This is a genomic window from Pseudomonas sp. RW407 (genome assembly GCF_003176655.1).
Classification (GTDB): domain Bacteria; phylum Pseudomonadota; class Gammaproteobacteria; order Pseudomonadales; family Pseudomonadaceae; genus Pseudomonas; species Pseudomonas delhiensis.
The window spans coordinates 311823-336308 of sequence record NZ_QGSL01000091.1 but is presented as its reverse complement, the minus strand read 5'-3'; the positions used below and the strand labels follow the sequence as shown (position 1 = coordinate 336308).

19 protein-coding genes and 1 pseudogene are annotated in these 24486 nt (G+C 70.9%); 9 read left to right on the top strand and 11 right to left on the bottom strand.

Annotated elements, in window-relative coordinates; translation table 11 throughout:
* Window positions 1–146: 146 nt before the first annotated feature.
* A pseudogene (locus DK254_RS35190) lies at window positions 147–1238 on the top strand (methyl-accepting chemotaxis protein); the annotation flags it as partial.
* Window positions 1215–2144: a methyl-accepting chemotaxis protein gene (locus DK254_RS35185; protein ID WP_371921146.1), complete on the top strand. Its 930-nt coding sequence runs from the start codon at window positions 1215–1217 to the stop codon at window positions 2142–2144. The pseudogene DK254_RS35190 and the gene DK254_RS35185, both read left to right, overlap by 24 nt.
* Before the next feature lie 328 nt (window positions 2145–2472).
* Here DK254_RS35185 and DK254_RS13785 read toward each other — a convergent pair whose 3' ends face one another.
* Both DK254_RS13785 and cra read right to left on the bottom strand, forming a co-directional pair.
* On the bottom strand, window positions 2473–3252 hold the full coding sequence (locus DK254_RS13785) for a TatD family hydrolase (protein WP_109934674.1): 780 nt from the start codon (window positions 3250–3252) through the stop codon (window positions 2473–2475).
* Between the two features lie 5 nt (window positions 3253–3257).
* Window positions 3258–4250, bottom strand: coding sequence for a catabolite repressor/activator (cra, locus tag DK254_RS13780; protein ID WP_109934222.1), 993 nt, complete (start codon window positions 4248–4250; stop codon window positions 3258–3260).
* A 228-nt stretch (window positions 4251–4478) separates the two neighbouring features.
* Here cra and ptsP point away from each other — a divergent pair, with 228 nt between their 5' ends.
* The 3 genes from ptsP to DK254_RS13765 are packed head-to-tail and all read left to right on the top strand — an operon-like array spanning window position 4479 to window position 10069.
* Window positions 4479–7355: a phosphoenolpyruvate--protein phosphotransferase gene (gene ptsP / locus DK254_RS13775; protein WP_109934221.1), complete on the top strand. Its 2877-nt coding sequence runs from the start codon at window positions 4479–4481 to the stop codon at window positions 7353–7355.
* The gene (gene pfkB, locus DK254_RS13770; RefSeq protein WP_109934220.1) at window positions 7355–8284 is read left to right on the top strand and encodes a 1-phosphofructokinase; all 930 of its coding nucleotides are present in this window, start codon (window positions 7355–7357) and stop codon (window positions 8282–8284) included. The genes ptsP and pfkB overlap by 1 nt, the downstream gene beginning before the upstream one ends.
* 48 nt (window positions 8285–8332) lie before the next feature.
* Complete coding sequence (locus DK254_RS13765; protein WP_109934219.1) at window positions 8333–10069, top strand: PTS fructose-like transporter subunit IIB; 1737 nt, start codon at window positions 8333–8335, stop codon at window positions 10067–10069.
* Window positions 10070–10341: 272 nt separating this feature from the next.
* Here DK254_RS13765 and DK254_RS13760 read toward each other — a convergent pair whose 3' ends face one another.
* The 8 genes from DK254_RS13760 to arnB are packed head-to-tail and all read right to left on the bottom strand — an operon-like array spanning window position 10342 to window position 19202.
* On the bottom strand, window positions 10342–11718 hold the full coding sequence (locus DK254_RS13760; protein WP_109934218.1) for a UDP-glucose/GDP-mannose dehydrogenase family protein: 1377 nt from the start codon (window positions 11716–11718) through the stop codon (window positions 10342–10344).
* 17 nt (window positions 11719–11735) lie between these two features.
* Window positions 11736–12182: a 4-amino-4-deoxy-L-arabinose-phosphoundecaprenol flippase subunit ArnF gene (gene arnF / locus DK254_RS13755; protein WP_109934217.1), complete on the bottom strand. Its 447-nt coding sequence runs from the start codon at window positions 12180–12182 to the stop codon at window positions 11736–11738.
* Window positions 12179–12523, bottom strand: coding sequence for a 4-amino-4-deoxy-L-arabinose-phosphoundecaprenol flippase subunit ArnE (arnE, locus tag DK254_RS13750; protein ID WP_109934216.1), 345 nt, complete (start codon window positions 12521–12523; stop codon window positions 12179–12181). The genes arnF and arnE overlap by 4 nt, the downstream gene beginning before the upstream one ends.
* The gene (gene arnT / locus DK254_RS13745; RefSeq protein ID WP_109934215.1) at window positions 12520–14166 is read right to left on the bottom strand and encodes a lipid IV(A) 4-amino-4-deoxy-L-arabinosyltransferase; all 1647 of its coding nucleotides are present in this window, start codon (window positions 14164–14166) and stop codon (window positions 12520–12522) included. The genes arnE and arnT overlap by 4 nt, the downstream gene beginning before the upstream one ends.
* A complete protein-coding gene (gene arnD / locus DK254_RS13740; protein ID WP_109934214.1) occupies window positions 14163–15044 on the bottom strand; it encodes a 4-deoxy-4-formamido-L-arabinose-phosphoundecaprenol deformylase in 882 nt (293 codons plus the stop codon). Before arnD ends, arnT begins: the two co-directional genes overlap by 4 nt.
* Window positions 15044–17047 carry a bifunctional UDP-4-amino-4-deoxy-L-arabinose formyltransferase/UDP-glucuronic acid oxidase ArnA gene (gene arnA / locus DK254_RS13735; RefSeq protein WP_109934213.1) on the bottom strand — a complete coding sequence of 668 codons (2004 nt, stop codon included), beginning with the start codon at window positions 17045–17047 and terminating at the stop codon, window positions 15044–15046. Before arnA ends, arnD begins: the two co-directional genes overlap by 1 nt.
* Window positions 17044–18057, bottom strand: coding sequence for an undecaprenyl-phosphate 4-deoxy-4-formamido-L-arabinose transferase (gene arnC, locus DK254_RS13730; protein WP_109934673.1), 1014 nt, complete (start codon window positions 18055–18057; stop codon window positions 17044–17046). Before arnC ends, arnA begins: the two co-directional genes overlap by 4 nt.
* A gap of 5 nt (window positions 18058–18062) precedes the next feature.
* Window positions 18063–19202 carry a UDP-4-amino-4-deoxy-L-arabinose aminotransferase gene (gene arnB, locus DK254_RS13725; protein WP_109934212.1) on the bottom strand — a complete coding sequence of 380 codons (1140 nt, stop codon included), beginning with the start codon at window positions 19200–19202 and terminating at the stop codon, window positions 18063–18065.
* Between the two features lie 360 nt (window positions 19203–19562).
* Between arnB and DK254_RS35045 the strand changes: the two genes are divergently transcribed.
* The 4 genes from DK254_RS35045 to DK254_RS13705 all read left to right on the top strand — a co-directional run bounded on the left by DK254_RS35045 (window position 19563) and on the right by DK254_RS13705 (window position 23963).
* The gene (locus DK254_RS35045) at window positions 19563–21587 is read left to right on the top strand and encodes an aminotransferase class I/II-fold pyridoxal phosphate-dependent enzyme (RefSeq protein WP_109934211.1); all 2025 of its coding nucleotides are present in this window, start codon (window positions 19563–19565) and stop codon (window positions 21585–21587) included.
* Between the two features lie 68 nt (window positions 21588–21655).
* Entirely contained in the window at window positions 21656–22444 is a 789-nt protein-coding gene (locus DK254_RS13715; RefSeq protein ID WP_109934210.1) for a transporter substrate-binding domain-containing protein, read from the top strand.
* A gap of 48 nt (window positions 22445–22492) precedes the next feature.
* Window positions 22493–23203 (top strand): ABC transporter permease, encoded by a 711-nt coding sequence (locus DK254_RS13710; protein WP_109934209.1) that lies wholly within the window; start codon window positions 22493–22495, stop codon window positions 23201–23203.
* Between the two features lie 10 nt (window positions 23204–23213).
* Window positions 23214–23963: an ABC transporter permease subunit gene (locus DK254_RS13705; RefSeq protein WP_109934208.1), complete on the top strand. Its 750-nt coding sequence runs from the start codon at window positions 23214–23216 to the stop codon at window positions 23961–23963.
* On the opposite strand, the gene DK254_RS13700 is transcribed toward DK254_RS13705, so the two are convergent.
* The coding region (locus DK254_RS13700) for a TetR family transcriptional regulator C-terminal domain-containing protein (protein ID WP_109934672.1) at window positions 23960–24486 on the bottom strand (527 nt) is incomplete at its 5' end. The genes DK254_RS13705 and DK254_RS13700 overlap by 4 nt on opposite strands.

Genomic DNA, 24486 nt, shown 5'->3' with positions numbered 1-24486 from the left:
TACAGAACGTCCCGCCGATATCGGGTACACAGGAGCCTGCGCCATGCGCGGGCCCGGCGCCCCGCACCGGCCATCCCACACAAGAACAACAACGGGAACAGGAGACGTCTTACGTGAAGACCGTGCTCTATCCAGCTATCGCACTGATGAACCGCCTGAGCTTCGGCATGAAGTTCAGCCTCATCAGCGTGCTTTTCTTCCTGCCGATGCTGGTGACCAACTTCTACCTGGTGCGCGATTCCTACCGCCAGTTCGTCAGCACCCGCGCCGAGCTGCAGAGCCTGCAGCTGATCGCCTCGGGCATGCAGGTCCGCCGCGACGTCGAGGCCTACAACGACCTCCTGCAGATCAACATCGGCATCGGCCAGAGCCGTGGCACCGGCGACCTGGACAGCCGCATCGCCCAGTTGCAGCAGCGCCTGCGCACCGCGGTTGCGGCCCTGCAGCCGGTGGCGCGGGACAGCGCGCAGGTGGCGGCCTTCACCGCCAAGCGCGACGAACTGGTCGCCGCCCTCAAGGCCGTGGAGGCCGAGGGCTCGATGCAGAGCAAGGCCGGCATGGCCACGCACCTGCTGAGCAACGTGCAGATCTTCAACAAGCTGCTGGCCGCGCAGTCCGGCCTGAGCCAGGACGACAGCGCCGAAGTGCGGCAGATGGCCGAGCTGATCAGCAGCGTCACCCCGGCGGTCACCGAGACCATCAGCCGCGGCCGCGTGCTGGGCACCGCGGCGCTGGGCCAGGGGTTCCTCAACTCCTCCACCAGCAGCAAGCTCGACGACCTGCTGCAGGACCTGGAGAAGCTCCACGCCGAATATGCCCTGAAGCTGCAGGAAGTGCTGGGCGCCAGCGGCGCGGCGCAGCAGGCGCTGGCCGGCGACGCCGCGGCCAGCCGCGAGACGCTCAAGAGCCTGGGCAAGCTGGTCGAGGACAAGGTGGTGATGGCCGACGCCCTCGACACGCCCTGGGCGCAGTTCTACGAGCAGTTCAGCCAGGGCATGGACAAGACCTACCAGCTCGACGACAAGGTGCTCGGTTACCTCGACGGCCAGCTGCAGCAGCGCCTGACCGGCAAGCAGGCGCAGATGGTCCTGCTGGTGGTGGCGCTGCTGGTGGTGTTCCTCGCCATCGTCTACCTCTATGGCGGCTTCTACGTCTCCACCCGCTCCACGCTCAAGAGCCTGGGCGCGATGATGGAGCGCGTCGCCGCCGGCGACATGACGGTCAACTACCAGGCGCAGAGCCGCGACGAACTGGGCGAGCTGGGCCAGGCCTTCAACGAGACGGTGCGCCGGGTGCACGACCTGATCGAGCAGGTCGGCCGCACCGTGGCCGAAGTGGAACGGCAGACCGGCCGCGTGGAAGTGGTGTCGGCGCAGAGCAACCAGGCGGTGGCCGGCCAGCGCGACCAGATCGAGCAGGTGGCCACGGCGATGAACCAGATGGCCGCCACGGCCCAGGAAGTGGCGCGCAGCGCCGCCGCCGCCGTGGGCAGCGCACAGAGCGTGAACCAGGAGACGGTCAGCGGCCGCGACCTGGTGGAGTCCCAGGTCGGCAGCATCCAGCGCCTGGCCGCGGAGATCGACCAGTCGGTGGAAGTGATCAACCAGCTGGCCGCCGACAGCGCCTCCATCAGCCGAGTGCTGGACGTGATCAAGGGCATCGCCGAGCAGACCAACCTGCTGGCGCTCAACGCCGCCATCGAGGCGGCGCGGGCCGGCGAGCAGGGCAGGGGCTTCGCGGTGGTGGCCGACGAGGTGCGCACCCTGGCCAAGCGCACCCAGCAGTCCACCGAGGAGATCGAGCAGATGATCGCGCGCCTGCAGAACGGCGTGGGCGCGGCGGTCAAGGCCATGGGCAGCAGCCACCAGACCGCCGACGGCACCGTGAGCCAGTCGGCGCAGGTGCAGCAGGCGCTGGACAACATCCTCGGCGCGGTCGGCATGATCGTCGACCAGAACCAGCAGATCGCCGCCGCCGCCGAGCAGCAGACCACGGTGGCCCACGACATCGACCAGAACATCGTGCAGATCAACCAGGCCGGCGAACGCACCGCCCTGGGCGCCAACGAGACCGAGCGCGCTAGCCGCGAGCTGTCCGGGCAGGTGGTGGAGCTGAAGCGGCTGATCGGCGCCTTCAGGGTCTAAGGGGTTTTCGCCAGCAGCCCGGCCCCCGCGCGAGCGCAAGGACGCTTCCCCATCTCGCGGGTGCCGGGTTGTCGGTGAAAAGGATGTTGCCGGGAGCGTACGGCGTATGACGCTCCGCGTTATACGCCGTTTGGCCTGTGGCTCCGGTGTATCGGCGGATAACCGCGAACGGTTATGCGCCCTACGTTATGGGTGGGTCTGGTGTAGGGCGCATAACGCCTACGGCGTTATCCGCCGTCTGGCCTTGATTCCCGGCGGCTCAGGGGTTGACCTGGGCGTTGGCTAGGGCCTCGGTGTAACGGCGTACAACCGCGAACGGTTGTACGCCCTACGTCCAGCCAAACACCTCCCTGGCATTCCGCGTACTGGCCTCCGCCAGCTCCTCCGCGCTCACCCCCCGCAACTCCGCCAGCGCCTCGCAGATCGCCGGCAGGTGCGCCGGGCTGTTGCGCTGGCCGGGGAACATCGCCGGGGCCATGTCCGGGGCGTCGGTTTCCAGCACGATCGAATCCAGCGGCAGCTCCGCCACCGTCTTGCGCAGGCGGTTGGCCTGCGGCCAGGTGGGCGCGCCGCCCAGGCCCAGGCGGAAACCCAGCCTGATGTACTCGCGGGCTTCCTCGCGGCTGCCGGCGAAGGCGTGGACGATGCCGCGGCGCGGCGGGCGGAAGCGCTTGAGGGTGGCGATCATCGCGGCGTGGGCGCGGCGCACGTGGAGCAGCACCGGCAGTTCGAAGTCGATGGCGATGCGCAACTGTTCCTCGAACAGTGCCTGCTGCGCCTCCCGGTCCAGTTCCTCGATGTAGTAGTCCAGGCCGATTTCGCCCACCGCGCACAGCTTCGGGTGGCCGACCAAGCGCTGCAGGTGCTCGCGCAGGTCGCGCAAGTGTTCGGGGCGGTGCTGCGCCAGGTAGATCGGGTGCAGGCCCAGGGCGGCGTAGAGCGCGTCGTTCTGCTCGGCCAGTTGCAGCACCCGCTCCCAGTTCTCGCGGAACACCCCCAGCAGCACCTGGCGCTCCACGCCCAGTTCGGCGCAGCGTTGCAGCAGCGCCGGACGGTCGGCGTCGAAGTCCGGGAAGTCGATGTGGTTGTGGGTGTCGACCAGGCGCATGGCGGTCACCCGGCGCGCAGCTTGAGGGTGCGCGGGATGGGGTGCACGCCGGGCCGGTAGTGCTCCTGCTCCACGGCCTCCAGGGCCAGTTCCAGGGCGCGGGTGGCGATCAGCGCGTGCTGCTGGGAGATGGCGTTGACCTTCAGCGGCACGAAGTCGAGCAGCTGGGTGTCGCCGAAGGTGCCCAGGCGCAGGTCGCGCGGCCAGCCGCCGGGCAGCGCCTGGAACACATCGAAGACGCCCTCCAGCAACACGTAGGAGGTGGTGATCAATGCGTCCGGCAGGTAGCCCAGGCGCTGCAGCAGGCCCTCCATCAACTGGCGGCCGCACTCGCGGCTGAAGCTGGCGCCCTGTTCGATGAAGCGCTCGCCGCGAAAGCCCCGCAGGGCCTGCTCGAAACCGGCGCTGCGTTCCTGGCTGATGATCAGCTCCGGCCGCGCCCCGATCAGGGCGACGTGCCGCGGGGCGGGCGCCAGCAGGGTGGCGGTGAGGCGCTGGGCGGCGTCGCGGTCGTCGCTGACCACCGAGCAGAAGCGCTGCGGGTCCAGCTGGCGGTCGATGGCGATCACCGGCACGCCCTTGTCCAGCAGCAGTTGGTGGCTGTCGTCGTCGGCCGGCAGGCAGCTGGCTACCACCAGGGCGTCGCAGCGCCGCGCGCGGAACAGGTTCAGGGCCTGGCGTTCGCTTTCCGGCTCGTCGTCGGAGCAGGCGATCAGCAACTGGTAGCCACGGGCGCGGGCGCCCTGTTCGAGCAGCTTGGCGATGCGGGCGTAGCTGGGGTTCTCCAGGTCCGGGAGGATGAAGCCGAGGGTGCGCGTCTGCCCGCGGCGCAGGCTGGCGGCCTGCTGGTCGGGGTGGTAGCCGTGGGCCTCGATCACCGCGCGCACGCGTTCCACGGTGGCCGCGCTGATGCGCCGCTGCACGGCCTTGCCGTTGATGACGTAGCTGGCCGTGGTCACCGAGACCCCGGCCAGACGGGCGATATCACTGAGTTTCAACGCATACCCCGGCACTGCTGACTGACAACTGGAGGCTTCCAAGGATCACGCATTATCGGGTAACGTGCCAGTCTCAATAGGTGAAACGATTCAGCAAAAGCTGTCCCCCTGCCTGCGGCCACTATGCTGGTCACCAGGGACAGCCTCGCTGTTCACCCCAACAAGCGGATAACCGCCCCGTTCCGGCAACCCGGTCCTCCTCCCGGGCGGGCCGGTGAGGAGAACGATGTGCTCGAACTGACCGCGCAGCAGGTCCGCATGCAACAGCGGGCCGCGGGCAAGCCGGCCGCCCTTGAACTGCTCTGCCAGGCCCTGGAGGCCGACGGCCTGGTCGAACCGGGCTACCTCGCCGGGCTCGAGGATCGCGAGGCCCAGGGCTCCACCTACCTCGGCCAGGGCATCGCCATCCCCCATGGCACCCCGCAGACCCGCGACTTGGTGCGCCGCACCGGCGTGCGCCTGCTGCACTTCCCCGAAGGCGTGGACTGGGGCGGCGGGCAGATCGTCTACCTGGCCATCGGCATCGCCGCGCGCTCGGACGAGCACCTGAACCTGCTGCAACTGCTGACCCGCGCCCTGGGCGAGGGCGACACCGGCGCGGTGCTGCGCCAGGCGCAGGACGCCGAGCAGTTGCTGAAGGCGTTGCGTGGCGCGCCGCAGCCCCTGGCGCTGGACGCGCAACTGGTGGCCCTGGGGCAGGGCGCCGAGGACTTCGACGAACTGCTGCTGCTCGCCGCGCGCCGGCTGAAGGCCGCCGGCTGCGTGGAAAGCGGCTTCCTTGCCGCGCTGCAGCAGGGCGAGGCGCTGCCGCTGGGCGAAGGCCTGTGGTGGCTGGGCGGCGGGGAAAAGGTCAACCGCCCCGGCCTGGCCTTCGTCACCCCGCAGCGCGAGCTGCAGCATGCCGGCCTGCCCCTGCGCGGGCTGTTCTGCCTGGCCGAGCGTGGCGACGCCGCACGCGCTGCGCTGGAGCGCCTGTGCGACCTGCTGGTGGACGGCCGCGGCAGCGAGCTGGCGCGGGCCGCCTCGGTGCGTGCGGTGCTGGAGGCCCTGGGCGGCGAACTGCCGGTGGACTGGCCGAGCCTGCGCGTGCCCCTGGCCAACCCCCACGGCCTGCACGCGCGGCCCTCGCAGGTGCTGATGCAGATGGCCCGCGACTTCGACGGCGAGATCCGCGTGCGCATCGCCGACAGCGACGCCGTGCCCGTGTCCATCCGCAGCCTGAGTAAGCTGCTCAGCCTGGGCGCGCGGCGCGGCCAGGTGCTGGAGTTCTTCGCCGAACCGGCGATCGCCGAGGCGGCCCTGCCGGCCCTGCGCGAGGCAGTGGAGCAGGGCTTGGGCGAGGAGGTCCTGCCGCTGGCGGAAGCGCCCGTGGAGCCCGAGGCGCCCGCCGCGCCGGAAGCCCCGCAGCCCGAGCCGGCGCGGGGCGAATGGCTGGCCGCCATCGCCGCCGCGCCGGGCATCGCCAGCGGCCCGGCGCACCTGCAGGTGGAACCGACCTTCCGCTACCCGGCCCGCGGCGAATCCCCCGAGATCGAGGCGCAGCGCATGGCCGAGGCCAAGGCCGCCATCGCCACGGAGATCGAGGCCCTGGTGGAGAGCAGCCGCAGCAAGGCGGTGCGCGACATCTTCGTCACCCACCAGGCCCTGCTCGACGACCCCGAACTGGGCGCCGAGGTGGCCGTGCGACTGGCCGACGGCGCCAGCGCCGAAACGGCCTGGCACGCGGTGATCGAACAGGCCGCCAGCCAGCAGGAGGCCCTGGGCGACGCCCTGCTCGCCGAGCGCGCGGCGGACCTGCGCGACCTCGGTCGCCGGGTGCTGGCGCGCCTGTGCGGGGTGAGCCTGCCCGCGGAGCCGGCGCAACCGTACATCCTGGTCATGGACGAGGTCGGCCCCTCCGACGTGGCGCGCCTGGACCCCGAACGCGTGGCCGGCATCCTCACCGTACGCGGCGGTGCTACTTCCCACAGCGCCATCATCGCCCGCGCCCTGGGCATTCCCGCCCTGGTCGGCGCCGGCGAAGGGCTGCTGGCGCTGCCGCCGGGCACGCCGCTGCTGCTCGACGGCGAACGCGGCCGCTTCGTGGTGGCGCCCGCGGGCGAAGTGCTCGAACAGGCCCTGCGCCAGCGCGAGGAGCGCCTGCGCCACCAGGCCCTGGCCGAGGCGCGCCGCCACGAGCCGGCGCGCACCCGCGACGGCCATGGGGTGGAAGTCTGCGCCAACCTCGGCGACAGCGCCGGCGCCGCCCAGGCGGTGGAACTGGGCGCCGAAGGCGTGGGCCTGCTGCGCAGCGAATTCGTCTTCCTCGACAGCCCGCGCGCGCCGGACCTGGCGGCCCAGGAAGCCGAGTACCGCCGCGTGCTCGACGCCCTCGGCGGCCGCCCGCTGGTGGTCCGCACCCTCGACGTGGGCGGCGACAAGCCGCTGCCGTACTGGCCGATCGCGGCCGAGGCCAACCCCTACCTGGGCGTGCGCGGCATCCGCCTGACGCTGCAGCGCCCGCAGATCTTCGAGACGCAGCTGCGCGCCCTGCTGCAGGCCGCCGCCGGCCGGCCGCTGCGGATCATGTTCCCGATGGTCGGCCAGGTCGAGGAGTGGCGCCAGGCGCGCGACCTGGCGCTGGCCCTGCGCGAGGAGTACGACTGCGCCGACCTGCAGCTGGGCATCATGGTCGAGGTGCCCTCGGCGGCGCTGCTGGCGCCGGTGCTGGCGCGCGAGGTGGACTTCTTCAGCGTCGGCACCAACGACCTGACGCAGTACGCCCTGGCCATCGACCGCGGCCACCCGACGCTGTCCGCCCAGGCCGACGGCCTGCACCCGGCGGTGCTGCAACTGATCGACATGACCGTGCGCGCCGCCCATGCCCACGGCAAGTGGGTGGGCGTGTGCGGCGAGCTGGCCGCCGACGCCCAGGCGCTGCCGGTCCTGCTGGGGCTGGCGGTGGACGAGCTGAGCGTGTCCGCGCGCAGCATCCCGCTGGTGAAGCAGGGCGTGCGCGAGCTGGACATGGGCCGGGCCCGCGAACTGGCCAGCGCCGCCCTCGGCCTGGCCTCGGCGGCGGAGGTCCGCGCCCTGGTGGCGCGGGCGCTGGGGGAGGCACGCTGATGGCCCGTATCCTCAGCCTTACCCTGAACCCGGCGCTGGACCTCACCGTGCGCCTGCGCAGCCTGGAACTGGGCGCGGTGAACCGCAGCGAGGCGGTGCTGGCCCAGGCCGCCGGCAAGGGCCTGAACGTGGCCCAGGTGCTCGCCGACCTCGGCCACGAACTGAGCGTGGGCGGCTTCCTCGGCGCCGACAATGCCGAAGCCTTCGAGGCGCTGTTCCGCCGCCGCGGCTTCCGCGACGCCTTCGTCCGCGTGCCGGGCGAGACGCGCAGCAACATCAAGCTGGCCGAGCGCAGCGGGCGCATCACCGATCTCAACGGTCCCGGCCTGGAAGTGGACGCCGCTGCCCGGCAGCGTCTGCTCGACGGCCTGGACGAACTGGCCGTCGGCCAGGATCTGGTGGTGGTGGCCGGCAGCCTGCCGCGCGGCGTGGAGCCGCAGTGGCTGCGCGAGCTGCTGCTGCGCCTGAAGCACCTGGGCCTGCGGGTGGCCCTGGACAGCAGCGGCGAGGCCCTGCGCCAGGGGCTGGCGGCCGGGCCCTGGCTGGTCAAGCCGAACGCCGAGGAGCTGGCCGAGGCCTGTGGCCCGGCGGGCGAGGGCGGTCTCGATGCCCAGGCCCGCGCCCTGCGCGCCGGCGGCATCGAGCACCTGGTGCTTTCCGAGGGCGCCGAGGGCGTGCGCTGGTACGGCCCGGAGGGGCTGTGGCAGGCGACGCCGCCGAAGGTCGAGGTGGCCAGTACCGTGGGCGCCGGCGATTCGCTGCTGGCGGCGATGGTCGACGGTCTGCTCGCCGGCCGGCCCGCCGAACAGGTGCTGCGCCAGGCCACCGCGGTGGCCGCCCTGGCGGTGACCCAGTTCGACTTCGGCATCGCCGACCGCGAGCGCCTGGCCCGCCTGCAGGCGCAGGTGGCGGTGCGCGCGCTGGATTGATTCGCCCGCCCGGCTGCGTCGGGCGGCGCCATGACAAGAGGTACCACGATGAATCTTGCCCTGATCACTGCCTGCCCCAATGGCCAGGTCACCAGCCTGCTCAGCGCGCGCCTGCTGCGCGCCGCCGCCGAGCGCCTGGGCTGGTCGGTGTGCGTCGAGAGCAATGAACCGCAGCGCCCCGAGGCGCGCCTGAGCGCCGAGCAGATCGCCGCCGCCGACCTGGTGCTGGTGGTCAGCAGCCAGCCGCTGGAGCTTTCCCGCTTCGCCGGCAAGCGCCTGGTCCAGGCCCGCCCGGCCGAGGCCCTGGCGGAGCCGGCGGCCTTCCTCCAGCGCGCCGCCGCCGAGGCCCGGCCCTGGCAAGGTGCCGCCGAACCGCAAGCCGAGGCCAGGGCGGTGCGGGTGGTGGCGGTGACCGCCTGCCCCACCGGCGTGGCGCACACCTTCATGGCCGCCGAGGCGCTGCAGCAGGCCGCCGAACGCCTGGGCTGGCAGCTGCGGGTGGAAACCCAGGGCTCGGTGGGCGCGCGCAACCCGCTGTCGGCCGAGGACATAGCCGCCGCCGACGTGGTGCTGCTGGCCGCCGACATCGAGGTGAACGCCGAGCGCTTCGCCGGCAAGCGCATCTTCCGCTGCGGCACCGGCGTGGCCCTGAAGCAGCCCGAAGCGACCCTGAAGAGGGCCCAGCAGGAAGGCACTGCGGAAAGCACCGTCGCCGCCGCTGCGTCGAAGCCGGCCAGGGGCGAGGCGCGCGGGCTGTACAAGCACCTGCTGACCGGCGTGTCCTTCATGCTGCCGATGGTGGTGGCCGGCGGCCTGCTGATCGCGCTGTCCTTCGTGTTCGGCATCGAGGCGTTCAAGCAGCCGGGCACCCTGGCCGCGGCGCTGATGCAGATCGGCGGCGAGAGCGCCTTCAAGCTGATGGTGCCGATGCTCGCCGGCTACATCGCCTGGTCCATCGCCGACCGCCCGGGCCTGGCGCCGGGGATGATCGGCGGCCTGCTGGCCAGCAGCCTGGGCGCGGGCTTCCTCGGCGGCATAGTCGCCGGCCTGCTGGCCGGCTATTCGGCGCGGGCGGTCAGCCAGTGGCTGAAGCTGCCGCAGAGCCTGGAGGCGCTCAAGCCGATCCTGCTGATCCCGCTGCTGTGCAGCCTGTTCACCGGGCTGGTGATGATCTACGTGGTGGGCAAGCCGGTGGCCGGGCTGATGGGCGCGCTGACCGACTTCCTCGCCGGCATGGGCACGGCCAACGCCATCCTCCTCGGCCTGTTGCTCGGCGGCATGATGTGCGTGGACCTCGGCGGGCCGATCAACAAGGCCGCCTACGCCTTCTCCGTGGGCCTGCTGGCCTCGCAGAGCTATGCCCCGATGGCGGCGACCATGGCCGCCGGCATGGTCCCGCCGATCGGCATGGGCCTGGCCACCCTCCTGGCCCGGCGCAAGTTCGCCCGGAGCGAGCGCGAGGCCGGCAAGGCGGCGCTGGTGCTGGGCCTGTGCTTCATCTCCGAAGGCGCCATTCCCTTCGCCGCCAAGGACCCGCTGCGGGTGCTGCCGGCCAGCGTGGTGGGCGGCGCGCTGACCGGGGCGCTGTCGATGTACTTCGGCTGCAAGCTGCTGGCGCCCCATGGCGGGCTGTTCGTGTTGCTGATTCCCAATGCGATGAATTATGCGTTGGCGTATCTGCTGGCGATCGTCGTGGGGAGTGTGGTGACGGGGGTGATTTATGCCGTGCTCAAGCGGGATGAGGTGCAGGGGATGGTGGGGGTGCCGGAGCGGGCTGCTGAGTGATTCCGTTGGGCAATGCACCGGTGCCAGTTCCAAGAGCGCCCTCTCCCTAACCCTCTCCCTGAAGGGAGAGGGGACCGTTCGGAGTGCTCGGATATTTCAGAGTCAGCCGGCAGCTCTGCAGTTTCCGGCTAAAACCATGCTCATCTCGGCACGGACAAGCCCCCTCTCCCTTCAGGGAGAGGGCTGGGGAGAGGGGGCGGAGTCAACCTGCTACACCACAGCCCCCGGGAAACACGGTTCGCGAGCAAGCTCGCTCCTACGAAGAGCCGCTCTCAGGCACTGCGCCGCAACGGCTGCTCCTGCGCCGGCACCGGCAGGCGGTGCGAGTCGCCGCGGCCCATGGCGAAGTACTCGAAGCCATAGCGCGCCATCCGCTCCGGATCGTAGAGGTTGCGCCCGTCGAAGATCACCGGGGCCTTCAGGCGGCTGGCCAGCAGTTCGAAGTCCGGCGCCTTGAACTGTTGCCACTCGGTGCAGACCACCAGTGCATCGGCGCCGCCCAGGGCCGCCTCGGGGGTGCCCATCAGCGTCAGGCGTTCGTCGTGGCCGTACAGGCGCTGGGCCTCGGGCATGGCCTCGGGGTCGAAGGCGCGGACCTTGGCCCCGGCCGCCCACAGCGCTTCCATCAGCGCGCGGCTGGGGGCGTCGCGCATGTCGTCGGTGTTGGGCTTGAACGACAGGCCCCAGAGGGCGAAGGTGCGGCCCTTGAGGTTGCCGCCGAAGTAGGCGTCGATGCGTTCGAACAGCTTGTGCTTCTGGCGCTGGTTGATGGCCTCCACCGCGCGCAGCAGGTCGCTGGAGCAGTGGGCGTCGTCCGCGCTGTGGATCAGGGCCTGGACGTCCTTGGGGAAGCAGGAGCCGCCGTAGCCGCAGCCGGGGTAGATGAAGTGGTAGCCGATGCGCGGGTCGGCGCCCATGCCCTGGCGCACCGCCTCGATGTCGGCGCCCAGGTGTTCGGCCAGTTCGGCTATCTGGTTGATGAAGCTGATCTTGGTGGCGAGCATGCAGTTCGCGGCGTACTTGGTCAGCTCCGCGCTGCGCAGGTTCATGCACAGGATGCGCTCGTGGTTGCGGTTGAAGGGCTCGTAGATCTCGCGCATCACGTCCAGCACCTCGGCTCGCTCGCAGCCGATGACGATGCGGTCCGGGCGGCGGCAGTCGGCCAGGGCCGAGCCTTCCTTGAGGAATTCCGGGTTGGACACGATATCGAAGTCCAGGCTGCGGCCATGCTGGCTCAACACCTTGTGGACGTGCGCCTTGACCAGGTCGCCGGTGCCCACCGGCACCGTGGATTTCTCGACGATCACCACCGGCGCCTTGCGGTGCAGGGCGATGCCCTCGGCCACCGCGAACACCGCGGCCAGGTCGGCCGAGCCGTCGGCGCGCGGCGGCGTACCCACGGCGATGAACTGCACCAGGCCGTGGGCCGCGGCGACTTCCACCTCGCTGGTGAAGCGCAGGCGGCCGGCCTCCAGGTTCTCCTTCACCAGCTCGGCCAGGCCGGGTTCGTAGATGCTCACCTGGCCGCGCTGCAGCTTGGCGACCTTGGCCTGGTCGATGTCCATGCAGACCACGTCGTGGCCCACTTCGGCCATGACCGCGGCCTGCACCAGGCCGACGTAGCCGATCCCGAATACACTGATTTTCATGGTGGTGTCCCTAGTGGTTACAGGTGGTTCGAGGGCGCCGGCCCGGCGCTGGAGCCAGCATGCCGCTGCTTCGTTACGGTTCTCTTGCCGCGCGGCGCGTTGATGGCCAGCACGCCGGCGATCACCAGGGCCACGCCCAGGGCGCCGCGGGTGCTGGGTGGCTCGCCGAAGCCGGGCAGCGCGGCCGCGCCCAGGTAGACCAGGGCGTAGCTGATGCTCAGCAGCGAATAGGCGCGGCCCAGGGGCAGGTGGCGCAGGGCGCCCAGCCAGCACAGCAGCGACAGCGCGTAGGCCAGTACGGCGGCGGCGAGCACGCCCAGCAGCGGCAGGGGGTGGCTGCCCGGCGCTTCCAGCCATTGCTCGGGCTCGGGCAGCCGCGCCATGGCCCAGCGCATGCCCAACTGGGCAGCGCTGACCAGGGCCACGCTGCCCAGGGCCAGGGCGAAGCCGCGGACCCGGCTCATGCCTGCAGCCCCAGCAGCGCCACGCCGCCGACGATCAGGGCGATGCCCAGCCAGTGGCGCGTATCGACGTGCTCGCCGAACAGCAGGCGCGCGGCCAGGGTGACCAGCACGAAGTTCAGGCTCAGCATCGGGTAGGCCAGGCCCACCGGCAGGCGCTGCAGCACCAGCAGCCAGAGCAGCAGGGCCGCGCCCAGGCAGGCCATGGCCAGCAGCAGCCAGGGCGACAGCAGCTTGCCCGTAAGGCTGAGGCTGCGTTCGCGCCAGCCCTCCACGGCGAGCTTCTGGGCGACCTGGCCGAGGCAGGTGAGCAGGCACACGGCGGCGAGCAGCGCGGCGGTCATGGCGCGGCCTGCGGGATCAGCAGGAAGACCAGGTGGTTCTCCCGGTAGCTGGTGGCGTCCCGCGGCATCAGCGCCAGCTCGGCTTCGTCGCCGGGACTGTTGACGCGCAGGATCACCCCCACCAGGCCCTGGTGGCGCGCCGCGGCGAGCCAGGCGGGGAACTGTTCGAGGCCGATGCGCCGGCCACTGGCGTCGGGGTAGCCGAGGCCGTATTTCAGCTCGCCCTCGGTGTTGAGCAGGAACACCTCGCTGCGCCCGGTGCGCCAGGCCAGTGCCGAGGCGGCACCCAGGTCGTTGCTCAGCAGGGTGGTGGCCGTGCCCAGTTCCTCCAGGTGCTGGGCGATGAACTGGTCGGGCATCTTGCTGTTGACCATGCGCTCGGGCAGCGCCGCCGGCGCCGCGGCCACCAGCAGCCAGGCAGCCAGCGCCGGGGCTGCCCACAGCTGTTGCGGGCGCAGCCACTGCAGGGCACCGCACAGGGCCCAGAGGGCGCAGACCAGGCCGACCAGCAGCAGGCTCGGCAGTTGCTGGTGGTACAGCGCTTTCTTCGCCTGCAGGAACACCAGCGCGGCCAGGCCGAGCAGGCCCAGCAGCAGGTTCAGCGCACCGTTCAGGCGCAGCGCCCCTAGGCGTCCGCGCTCCAGGGCGCTGGCCAGGGCATCGGCCATCAGCAGGGCCAGCGGCGCGAAGCAGGGCATGATGTAGGTCGGCAGCTTGCCCTTGGCCAGGCTGAAGAACAGGAAGGGCATCAGGAACCACAGCAGCAGGAATACCGCATGGGGCTCGCGGCGTGCCTGCCAGCCGCGCTGGAAGGCGGCGGGGACGAGCAGCGTCCAGGGCGCCGCGCAGGCGAACAGCAGCGGTACGAAGAACCAGAACGGCCGCGCATGCTGGGCGTCGCTGCCGGCGAAGCGCTGGATGTGCTCGTGCCAGAAGAAGAAATGCCAGAAGTCCGCTTCGCGCAGGTGCACCGCCAGCGCCCAGGGCAGGCTGGCCAGCAGCGCCACCAGCACCGCCAGCGGGCCGAGCAGGAACAGCTCGCCCAGGCGCCGGCGCCACAGCGCATAGGGCAGGGCCACCAGCACCGGCAGCAGGCCGGCGAGGAAGCCCTTGGTCATGAAGCCCATGGCGCAGGCCACGCCCAGCAGCACCCAGGCGCCCAGGCGGGCGCGGGGGGCTTCGGCCTCGAAGGCGAACCACAGGGCGAACAGGCTCAGGTTCACCCACAGGGTGAACTGCGGGTCGAGGTTGGCGTAGCCGGCCTGGCCGGCGATCAGCGCGAAGCTGGCGTAGAGCAGCGCGGCGGTCCACGCCCGGCCCGGCTGCGGCCACAGCCGCCGGGCCAGCAGCCAGACCAGCAAGGTGCTGCAGGCGCTGACCAGCACCGAGGCGACGCGCACGCCGAACAGGTTCTCACCGAACAGCGCCTGGCCCAGGGCCACCAGCCAGTAGCCGGCGATGGGCTTCTCGAAGTAGCGCAGGCCGAGGAAGTGCGGCGCCACCCAGTCGCCGCGCTGCAGCATTTCCTGGGCGGCCTGGGCGTAGCGCGCCTCGTCGGGTATCCACAGGCCGTGCAGGCCCAGCGGCACCAGGAAGAACAACAGCAGGACGGCCGCGGCCAGCAGCCCGTAGCGCCGGCTCATCGCTGCACGCCCAGCCAGCCTTCGCGGCCCGCCAGGCTGCCGCGGCGCAGTTCGCCCAGCGGCAATGTCGCCGGGTCGGCCGGCAGCAACTGGCCGAGGGGGTGGAAGTGGATGCCGCCCTCGCGAGCATGGCCCAGCAACTGGCGGAAGGCATCGGCCATGACGATGCCTTCCACCTCGGCGTGCACGGTGTAGACGTTCAGCGCCTGCGGGCGGAACCGGGTCATGATGAAGTCGTTGAAGGCGCCGGCGAGGACCGCCGTGCCCACCACCTCGTCGAAGGTCGGCAGGTCCACCGGCACCTGCGGGGTGCCCGGGCGGCCGTCGGCCAGGCGCGGGCGGAACGGCGCGCTGCCGCGGCAGTCGCTGTTGTAGCGGAAGCCGAAGGCCTCCTTGGCCTGCACGGTGCGCTCGTCGGCGCGCCAGCCGGCCACCGCCGAGCAGTCCACGCGGCGGCCGAGGATGTCGCTCAGGCTGTCCACGCCCAGGGCGATCTGCCGGTGCAACTGCTCGGCGCTCCAGCGCCCGGCGTTGGCCTGCCAGCCGTGGTGGTCCCAGGCGTGCAGGCCAACCTCGTGGCCGGCCGCCTGGGTGCGCCGCATCAGCGGGCCGAGGTCGCGGCCGATGGGCCGGCCGGGCCAGGCGGTGCCGGCCAGGAGGATGTCCCAGCCATACAGGCTGGCGGCCTTCGAGCGCAGCATCTTGCCCAGGAAGCGCGGCCGCGCCAGGCGCCACAGGTGGCGGCCCATGTTGTCCGGGCCGACGCTGAAGAAGAAGGTCGCCCTGATCCCGGCCTCGTCGAGCATGTCGAGCAGCCGCGGCACGCCGTCACGGGTGCCGCGGTAGGTGTCGACGTCGATGCGCAGACCGGCCTGCATCAGCTGGCGAGCCTCGGCTTGCCGGCCTGCCGCTGTTCGGCGATGGCCTCGCACAGGAAGAAGTCGAGGGTCTTGGCGATGGTCTCGCGCAGGGGCACGCCCGGTTCCCAGTCCAGCAGGCGGCGGGCGTTGTCGATGCTCGGCTTGCGGTGCGCCACGTCCTGGTAGCCGTCGCCGTAGAAGCTGCGGCTTTCCACCTCGCGGAAGCCGGCGAAGGGCGGGAAGTGCGCACGCAGCGGGTGGGCCTCGAACTGGCGCAGCAGTTCCTCGCCCAGCTCGCGGATGCTCGCCTCGTTGTCCGGGTTGCCGATGTTGACGATCTGCCCGTCGCAGCGTCCGCCTTCGTTGTCGACGATGCGCGCCAGGGCCTCGATGCCGTCGTCCACGTCGGTGAAGCAGCGCTTCTGCGCGCCGCCGTCGACCAGGCGGATCGGCGTGCCTTCCACCAGGTGCAGGATCAGCTGGGTGATGGCCCGCGAGCTGCCGATGCGCGCCGAGTCCAGGCGGTCCAGGCGCGGGCCCATCCAGTTGAACGGGCGGAACAGGGTGAAGCGCAGGCCCTTCTGGCCGTAGGCCCAGATCACCCGGTCGAGCAGCTGCTTGGACACCGAGTAGATCCAGCGCTGCTTGTTGATCGGCCCCACCACCAGGTTCGAGCTGTCCTCGTCGAAGCTGGCGTCGCTGCACATGCCGTACACCTCGGAGGTGGACGGGAAGATCACCCGCTTGCCGTACTTCACGCAGTAGCGGACCAGCTTGAGGTTCTCCTCGAAGTCCAGCTCGAACACCCGCAGCGGGTTGCGGGTGTATTCGATGGGGGTGGCGATGGCCACCAGCGGCAGCACCACATCGCACTTCTTGATGTGGTACTCGATCCACTCGCTGTGGATGCCGATGTCGCCCTCGACGAAGTGGAAGTCCGGGTTGCTCTTCAGCCGCTCGATGGCGTCGGAGCCGATGTCCAGGCCGTAGACCTCGTAGCCGCCGTCGCGCAGCAGGCGCTCGGAGAGGTGGTTGCCGATGAAGCCGTTGACGCCGAGGATCAGCACCCGCGTCTTGCGCCTGGGCTTGGCCAATGCATGCAGCCGCGAACCCGCCACCAGGCCCATCTCGCGGGCCAGTTGCGGGCCGGCGAGGTAGAGGCCGGCGTCGCCCTGCTGGCCGGCGACTATCTCCAGGCTGTCTTCGCCGCAGGCGATGCGCAGCGGCTCCACGCCCAGCACGGCGCCGGCCGGGCGGCCCTGGTTGCCGGGCACCACCTTCGATTGCCAGACGATCAGCTTGCGCTCGCCCACCGGGGCGAAGGCGCCGGGGTAGGGCTGGGTCACCGCGCGCACCAGGTTGTGCAGCTCGCGGGCCGGGCGGCGCCAGTCGAGCAGGCCGTCGGCGGGTGTGCGGCGGCCGAAGTAGCTGGCCTGGTTCTCGTCCTGCTCGCGTTCGACGAAGTCGCCTTCGCGCAGCGCCGGCAGCACCCGGCCGAGCAGCTCGGCGGCGCACTCGCGCAATTTTCCGTGCAGGCTCAGGGCGGTGTCGTCCTCGTCGATGGCGACGCGCTGCTGGGCGACGATGGCGCCAGCGTCGGCGCGCTTGACCATGCGGTGCAGGGTCACGCCGGTCTCGCTCTCGCCATTGACCAGCACCCAGTTGGCCGGGGCGCGGCCACGGTAGCGCGGCAGCAGCGAGCCGTGCAGGTTGAAGGCGCCACGGCTGGCGCAGGCCAGCAGTTCGTCGCCGAGCAGGTGGCGGTAGTAGAAGGAGAAGATGTATTGCGGTTGCAGCTCGCGGATGCGCGCGACCCACAGCGGGTGGTTGACGTCCTCCGGGGCGTGCACCGGGATGCCGCGCTGTGCGCACAGCTGCGCCACCGAGCCGAAGAAGCGGTTCTCCCGCGGGTCGTCGGCATGGGTGAAGACCGCGTCGATCTGGTAGCCGGCGGCCAGCAGGGCTTCGATGCCGGCGCAGCCGATGTCGTGGTAGGCGAATACGAGGGTCTTGGCGCTCATTGGGCGAGGGACTCGACGACAGGGGAAGGGGAGATCGACGCGGTGCCGGCGGTGGGCAGGGCGGCACCGCGCGCCACGCGCTCGATGAAGAAGCGCGGGCGGGCGCGCACGTCGTTGTACATGCGGCCCAGGTACTCGCCGAGCAGGCCCATGCCCACCAGTTGCGCGCCGGTGAAGATGAACAGGATGGCGAACAGCACGAACAGTCCGTCGCCGGCCCAGGCCGCGCCGAACAGCAGGCGCAGCACCAGCAGCAGGACGCCGAAGGCCACGCCGGCCACGGCCATGCCGCCGCCGACCAGGCTGAGCAGGCGCAGCGGGCTGGTGGTCATGCAGGTGACCAGGTCGAACATCAGGTTGATCAGCCGCAGGAAGTCGTACTTCGACTCGCCGTGCTCGCGCTCGGCGTGGCCGACGACGATCTCGCTGGTGTGGCGGGCGAAGCCGTTGGCCAGGATCGGGATGAAGGTGCTGCGCTCGCGGCAGGCCAGCATGGCCTTGACGATGCCGCGGCGGTAGGCGCGCAGCATGCAGCCGTAGTCGCTCATGGCCACGCCGGTGGAGCGCTGCACGGCCAGGTTGATCAGCCGCGACGGCCAGCGGCGCAGGGCCGAGTCCCGGCGGTTGCCGCGCACCGTGCCGACCACGTCGTAGCCCAGCGCGGCCTGCTCGACCAGGCGCGGGATTTCCTCCGGCGGGTTCTGCAGGTCGGCGTCGAGGGTGATCACCAGGTCGCCGCGGCACTGCTCGAAGCCGGCCATGATCGCCGCGTGCTGGCCGTAGTTGCGGTTGAGGATGACCGCCAGCACGTGGCTGCCGGGGGCCTCGGCGGCTTCCAGGATGAGCTCGGCGGAACGGTCGCGGCTGCCGTCGTCGACCAGCACCAGCTCGTAGGCGCGGCCGAGCTGGCGGCAGGCCGCCTCGGTGCGGCGCAGCAGCTCGGGCAGGCTGGCTTCTTCGTTGTAGACCGGAATGACCACGGAGACGCAGTCGATGGCGTAGGGTTTCACGGGGTTCACCGCAGAAGGGTTTCGCAGGCCCCGACCACGCGCGCCAGGTCGGCGTCGGTCATGTCGGGGAACAGCGGGATGGAACACAGGCGCGCCGAGTTCCATTCGGTGGCGGGCAGGCTGAGGCCGGGGAAGCGCTGGCGGTACCAGCTGTGCAGGTGGGTGCCGATGAAGTGGATGCCGCTGCCGATGCCGCGCTGCTGCAGGGCCTGCATGAAGGCGTCGCGATCGATGCCGCAGGCCTGCTCGTCGATGCGCAGGATGAACAGGTGCCAGGCGTGCCGCTGCGGGTAGCCGGGCACGGCCAGCGGCTGCACCGGCAGGTGCGCCAGGCGCTCCCGGTACTGTTCGGCCAGTTCGGCGCGGCGCGCGTTGAGGGCGTCCAGGCGCTGCAGCTGCACCAGGGCGATGGCGGCGTTGATGTCGGTGAGGTTGTACTTGAAGCCCGGCTCGGTCACCTGCGCCTGGGGCTTGCGGCCGTGGCTCAGGCGGTCATAGGCGTCCACCCCCAGGCCGTGGAACTTCAGGGTACGCACGCGGTTGGCCAGGGCCTCGTCGTCGCTGACGAACATCCCGCCTTCGGCGCAGGTCATGTTCTTGATCGCGTGGAAGGAGAAGATCGCCGTGCCGCGCGCGCCGACGTGGCGGCCGCGGTAGCGGGTGCCGGCGGCATGGGCGGCGTCCTCGATCACCGCGATGCCGTGTTTTTCGGCCAGCGCGTAGAGCGGGTCCAGGTCGAAGGCGGCGCCGGCGTAGTGCACCGGGACGATCGCCTTCGTGCGCGGGGTGATGGCCGCCTCGATGCGCGCGGCGTCGGTCATCAGGGTGTCGCGGTCGACGTCGACGAACACCGGGGTGGCGCCCAGCAGGCAGATCATGTTGGCGGTGGACACCCAGGTCTGCGACGGGGTGATCACCTCGTCGCCCGGGCCGATGCCCAGGGCCAGCAGGGCGATGTGCATGGCGCCGGTGGCCGAGGCCACGGCCACGGCGTGCCGGCAGCCGACGTAGTCGGCGAAGCGCTGCTCCAGCAGCTGGTTTTTCGGGCCGGTGGTGATCCAGCCGGAGCCGAGCACTTCATTGACGGCCTGGATTTCCTCGGCGCCGATGCTGGGCCGGGAGAAGGGGAGGAAGGGGTTGTCCATGCACTTCACGGGGTGGTGGCGATTGTCAGGGGTCATGCTCGCCGAGCAATCGTTAAGAACCCGTTATGGGCATGTTCGAAAAATGTCGCGGCGCCACCCGCACCCTCGCGGGGCAGGGTGAACGGGACCGCGCGGGCCGCTTCGGGCGCTCCGCCAGGCTCGTCGGTGCCTGCCGCGCCAGGCGCCGGAACGGGGCCTGGAGGGAGCGGCCGCTCTATTCCGGGGCAAATTGAACGATCGCTCGATTTGGCCGGAAAACACTGTTGAACACTCGTTCATTCGTGGTTATGGTGATGCCACGCCCCGCGGCCCGGCAGCGTTGCAGCCGCGGGTTCTCCGTCATTCGGGTGAGGTCCGTGCATGCGTTATTCGTCGCTTGTGGACAGGATGGTCGGGCCGGGCGCAGCCGCCTGGGATATCCACTACGCCGCCGTGGCGGCGCAACGCGCCGGGGAGGATGCGATCGTCCTCAGCGTCGGCGATCCGGACTTCGCCACGCCGGCCTTCATCACCGACGCCGCGGTGGCCGCGCTGCAGGCCGGCGACACCCACTACAGCGACGTGGCCGGGCGCCCGGAACTGCGCCAGGCCATCGCCGACCTGTACCGGCGACGCTTCGACCTGCCGCTGGGCGCGGACAACGTCATCGTCCTCGCCGGCGCGCAGAACGCCCTGTTCGCCGCCGCCCTGTGCCTGCTGGAGGCCGGCGACGAAGTCATCGTCTTCGACCCGGTCTACGTCACCTACGAAGCCACCCTCAAGGCCACCGGCGCGAAGCTGGTGGCGGTGCCGACCCCCGCCGACAACGGCTTCCGCCTCGACGCCGCGGCCCTGGAGGCGGCCATCACCCCGCGCACCCGGGCGATCTTCTTCGCCAACCCGAACAACCCCACCGGCGTGGTCATGCGCCCCGACGAGCTGCGCGCCATCGCCGCCGTCGCCGAGCGCCACGACCTCTGGGTGGTGGTGGACGAGGTGTACGAGGCGCTGACCTTCGAGCAGCCGCACCAGAGCTTCGCCGCGCTGCCGGGCATGGCCGCGCGCACCCTGAGCCTGGGCAGCCTGTCCAAGTCCCACGCCATGACCGGCTGGCGCGCCGGCTGGATAGTCGCCGAGCCGACGCTGGTGACGCACATCGAGAACCTGGCGCTGAACATGCTCTACGGCCTGCCCGGTTTCGTGCAGGAGGCCGCGCTGGCAGCGGTGCGGCAGCACGACCAGGTGGCCGCCGGAATGCGCGAGGTCTACCGCCGCCGCCGCGACCTGGTCGTGCAGCGCCTGGCGCGCAGCCCGCGGTTGAAGGTGCTGAGCCCCGAGGCCGGGATGTTCGTGATGGTCGACGTGCGCGGTACCGGCCTGAGCTCCCTGGACTTCGCCTGGCAGCTGTTCCGCGCCCGCGGCGTGTCGGTGCTCGACGCCGCCGCCTTCGGCCCCCAGGCCGACGGTTTCGTGCGGCTGTCCTTCACCCTGGCCGACGAGACACTGGCCGAGGCCTGCGAGCGCATCCTCGGCTTCGTCGAGGGTTTGCCCGTGGCCTCCCCTGTAGGAGCGGGCCCTGCCCGCGAATCGCGCGCAGGGCGCGCTCCTACACAGAGCGTACCGGCAAAGCCCGCCAGCAAGCCGGTGATCGAAGTCCGCGACCTGCACAAGCGCTTCGGCCAGTTCGAGGTGCTCAAGGGCGTGTCGCTGTCGGCCCGCGAGGGCGGCGTGGTGTCGCTGATCGGCGCCAGCGGCTCGGGCAAGAGCACCCTGCTGCGCTGCATCAACATGCTGGAGGTGCCCAACGCCGGCAGCGTCAGCGTCGACGGCGAGACCATCCGCCTCGACCACGACCGCCACGGCGAGCCGCGGGTGGCCGACCAGAAGCAGCTGACGCGCATCCGCTCGCGGCTGGGCATGGTGTTCCAGAACTTCAACCTGTGGCCGCACCGCACGGTGCTGGAAAACCTGATGGAGGCGCCGACCTTCGTCCTCCACGAGAACAAGGCCGAGGCCCGCGAACGCGCCGAGGCGCTGCTGGCGCGGGTGGGCCTGGCGGAGAAGCGCAACGAATACCCGGCCTTCCTCTCCGGCGGCCAGCAGCAGCGCGTGGCCATCGCCCGCGCCCTGGCGGTGCGGCCGAAGGTGATGCTGTTCGACGAGCCGACCTCGGCGCTGGACCCGGAGCTGGTCGGCGAGGTGCTGCGGGTGATCCGCTCGCTGGCCGAGGAGGGCCGCACCATGATCCTGGTGACCCACGAGATGGCCTTCGCCCGTGACGTCTCCAGCCACGTGGCCTTCCTCCACCAGGGCCTGATCGAGGAGGAGGGCACCCCCGAGGAGGTCTTCGCGCGGCCGCGCAGCGAGCGCTGCCGGCAGTTCGTCAACGCGCACCAGAATCGCTGAACCGGCCGCGGCGCGGCCACCTGACAAGCTTCTAGCACGACAAACCACAAGAAAGCGGAAGGGGCATCATGAACAGACAGGGTCTTTGCGGTTGGTTGGCGGGTGCGGCATTGCTGGCGGCGGGCATGGCCAGCGCGCAGGCGGAGACATTGCGCTTCGCCCTGGCGGCGGAGCCCTACCCGCCGTTCTCGGTGAAGCAGCCGGACGGCAGCTGGAGCGGCTTCGAGCCGGACCTGATCCACAAGGTCTGCGCGCAGATGCAGGCGCAGTGCGAGATCGACGAAGTGGCCTGGGACGGCATCATCCCGGCGCTGCTGGCGAAGAAGGTCGACGTGATCTTCAACTCCCTGTCCATCACCGAGGAGCGCGAGAAGCAGATCGCCTTCAGCGTGCCCTACTACGACACCCCGGTGGCGGTGGCCGCGCCGGCCGCCAGCGACATAGTCGTCAGCCCCGAGGGGCTGAAGGGCAAGGTGATCGGCGTGCAGATCTCCACCGTCAGCTCCAACTACCTGAAGAAGTACTACGAGAAGATCGCCGACGTGCGCTACTACGACACCCAGGACTCGGTGAACGCCGACCTGGTGGCCGGGCGCATCGACCTGATGATGGCCGACGGCATCGCCGTGAACACCTTCCTCAAGTCGCCCGATGCCCAGGCGGCGGGCATCGTCAGCAAGGGCGAGGTGCCCCACGACCCGCTGTTCGGCCGCGGCGTGGGCGCCGGCCTGCGCAAGGACGACACGGCGCTGAAGGCGAAGCTGGACGTGGCCATCGGCAAGCTGCTGGCCAGCGACGACTACAAGGCGCTGTCGGACAAGTACTTCGGCCTGAGCGTCGCGCCCAAGCAGCCGTGATGAACCGGCGCCGCCCGGCGGGCGGCGCCGCGCTTCGAGGACATCGCCATGCAATCCTATCTCGACCTCGTCGGCTTCGGCGCCCAGGGCTGGGGGCCGGCGCTGCTGCGCGGGCTGCTGGTCACCCTGCAGATTTCCTTCGGCGCCTTCCTGGTCGGCATGCTCATCGGCCTGGGCGCCGCCAGCGCCAAGCTCAGCGGCCCGCGCCCGCTGGCCGCCACCGCCCGCGGCTACACCACCCTGTGCCGGGCGGTGCCGGAGTTGCTGCTGATCCTGCTGCTGTACTACGTCGGCTCCATGGGCCTGAACCAGTTGTTCGCCTGGCTCGGCTACGGTGACGTCAAGCTCAATGGCACCGTGGTCGCCATCGCCGTGCTCGGCCTGGTGCAGGGGGCCTACGCCTCGGAAATCTTCCGCGGCGCCATCCAGGCCATCCCCTACGGCCAGATCGAGGCGGCGCGGGCCTACGGCATGCACGGCTTCGGCCTGTTCCGCCGGGTCACCCTGCCGATCATGGCGCCCAACGCCCTGGCCGGCATGGCCAACCTGTGGGTCAACCTGATCAAGGACAGCGCGCTGATCAGCGTGGTGGGCACCAACGAGCTGCTCTACACCGCCAAGCAGGCGGCCGGCTCGACGCGCAGCTACCTGACCTTCTACCTCACCGCGGCGGCGCTGTACTACCTGCTCACGGTGCTCTCCAACCTGTTCTCCGGCTGGCTCGAGCGGCGCTTCCGCCGCTGGATACCGGCGGTGTGAGGGGCGCGCGATGAGCGATCACTGGATATTCACCTACGGCAGCCTGCTGCTGCGCGGCCTGGGCACCACCCTGTCGCTGCTGCTGGTCAGCGCCGTGCTCGGCTTCGCCCTGGCGCTGCTGGTGGCGCTGGCGCGGATGTCGCGCAACCTGTTCGTGGCCAAGGCCAGCCTGGCCTTCACCAGCGTCATCCGCGGCACGCCGCTGCTGGTGCAGATCTACACCTGCTACTACGGCCTGGGCAGCCTGTTCGCCACCTACCCGCCGATCCGCAGCAGCTTCCTCTGGCCATACCTGCGCGACGGCTACTGGTACATCGTGCTGGCGCTGGTGCTGTCGGTGGGGGCCTACGTCGGCGAGGTGGTGCGCGGTGGCCTCAGGGCCGTGCCGCGCGGCGAGCTGGAAGCCGCCGCGGCCTTTGGCATGCACCGCCGCCTGGTGCTCTACCGCGTGTGGCTGCCGCGGGCCATCCGCCTGCTGCTGCCGACCCTGGCCGGGGAGACGGTGCTGCTGCTGAAGTCCACCGCGCTGGCCTCGACCATCGCCGTGGTCGACCTGCTCGGCGCGGCCAACGTGGTGCGCGCGCAGACCTTCCAGGTGTACCAACCGCTGCTGCTGGTGGCGGCCATCTACGTGTGCCTGACGTTCATCATCGAGGGCCTGTTCAACCTGCTGGAGGGGGCCACCCCGGTGCGCCGCGAGTCCACCGCGCCGCGCTCGCGCGCCGGCTTCCTGTTCTGGCGGCGCAAGGCGAAGGCCTAGGCGTAGGCGCCGCGGCGCAGGCCTTCGACCCAGTGGCGGCTGAGCTGCAGGCCGTCCTCGGCGCTGAAGGTGGTGGGGTTCAGGCACCACTCCAGCCACAGGCCGTCGAGCATGGCCGACAGGCCGATGGAGGCCAGGCGCGGGTTGGCGATGGCGAAGTCCTCGCTGCGCGCCAGGTCGGTGATGAGGGTTTCCAGCAGTTGCAGGTAGGCGCGGTAGCCGCGCTCGTGGGCGTCGTTGACCGGCGTGGAGTGGCGGATGAGGCTCCAGAACACCACCCAGGGGCTGAGCAGGTCGGGGTCGAGCACGCCGGGCGAGAAGGAGCCGACCAGGAAGGCGTCCAGGCGCGCGGCGGGGTCGATGCCGGCAGCGGCGACGCTCTCGCGCAGCGACTGGGTGACCTCGGCGGCGAGGGTCTCGTAGGCCTGGGCCACCAGCGCCTCGATGCTGCCGAAGTGGTGGTTGACCAGGCCGACGGCCACCCCCGCCTCCCTGGCGATGCGCCGCACCGAGATGCCGGCGT

Bases quoted from the DNA above. Each gene is read 5' to 3' on its own strand.
- arnT (WP_109934215.1), bottom strand. From the start codon at position 14,166: ATGAGCCGGCGCTACGGGCTGCTGGCCGCGGCCGTCCTGCTGTTGTTC.
- arnE (WP_109934216.1), bottom strand. From the start codon at position 12,523: ATGACCGCCGCGCTGCTCGCCGCCGTGTGCCTGCTCACCTGCCTCGGC.
- DK254_RS35045 (WP_109934211.1), top strand. From the start codon at position 19,563: ATGCGTTATTCGTCGCTTGTGGACAGGATGGTCGGGCCGGGCGCAGCC.
- arnF (WP_109934217.1), bottom strand. From the start codon at position 12,182: ATGAGCCGGGTCCGCGGCTTCGCCCTGGCCCTGGGCAGCGTGGCCCTG.
- DK254_RS13765 (WP_109934219.1), top strand. From the start codon at position 8,333: ATGAATCTTGCCCTGATCACTGCCTGCCCCAATGGCCAGGTCACCAGC.
- arnD (WP_109934214.1), bottom strand. From the start codon at position 15,044: ATGCAGGCCGGTCTGCGCATCGACGTCGACACCTACCGCGGCACCCGT.
- DK254_RS13760 (WP_109934218.1), bottom strand. From the start codon at position 11,718: ATGAAAATCAGTGTATTCGGGATCGGCTACGTCGGCCTGGTGCAGGCC.
- DK254_RS13710 (WP_109934209.1), top strand. From the start codon at position 22,493: ATGCAATCCTATCTCGACCTCGTCGGCTTCGGCGCCCAGGGCTGGGGG.
- DK254_RS13785 (WP_109934674.1), bottom strand. From the start codon at position 3,252: ATGCGCCTGGTCGACACCCACAACCACATCGACTTCCCGGACTTCGAC.
- pfkB (WP_109934220.1), top strand. From the start codon at position 7,355: ATGGCCCGTATCCTCAGCCTTACCCTGAACCCGGCGCTGGACCTCACC.
- DK254_RS13715 (WP_109934210.1), top strand. From the start codon at position 21,656: ATGAACAGACAGGGTCTTTGCGGTTGGTTGGCGGGTGCGGCATTGCTG.
- DK254_RS35185 (WP_371921146.1), top strand. From the start codon at position 1,215: ATGACGGTCAACTACCAGGCGCAGAGCCGCGACGAACTGGGCGAGCTG.
- DK254_RS13705 (WP_109934208.1), top strand. From the start codon at position 23,214: ATGAGCGATCACTGGATATTCACCTACGGCAGCCTGCTGCTGCGCGGC.
- arnA (WP_109934213.1), bottom strand. From the start codon at position 17,047: ATGAGCGCCAAGACCCTCGTATTCGCCTACCACGACATCGGCTGCGCC.
- arnB (WP_109934212.1), bottom strand. From the start codon at position 19,202: ATGGACAACCCCTTCCTCCCCTTCTCCCGGCCCAGCATCGGCGCCGAG.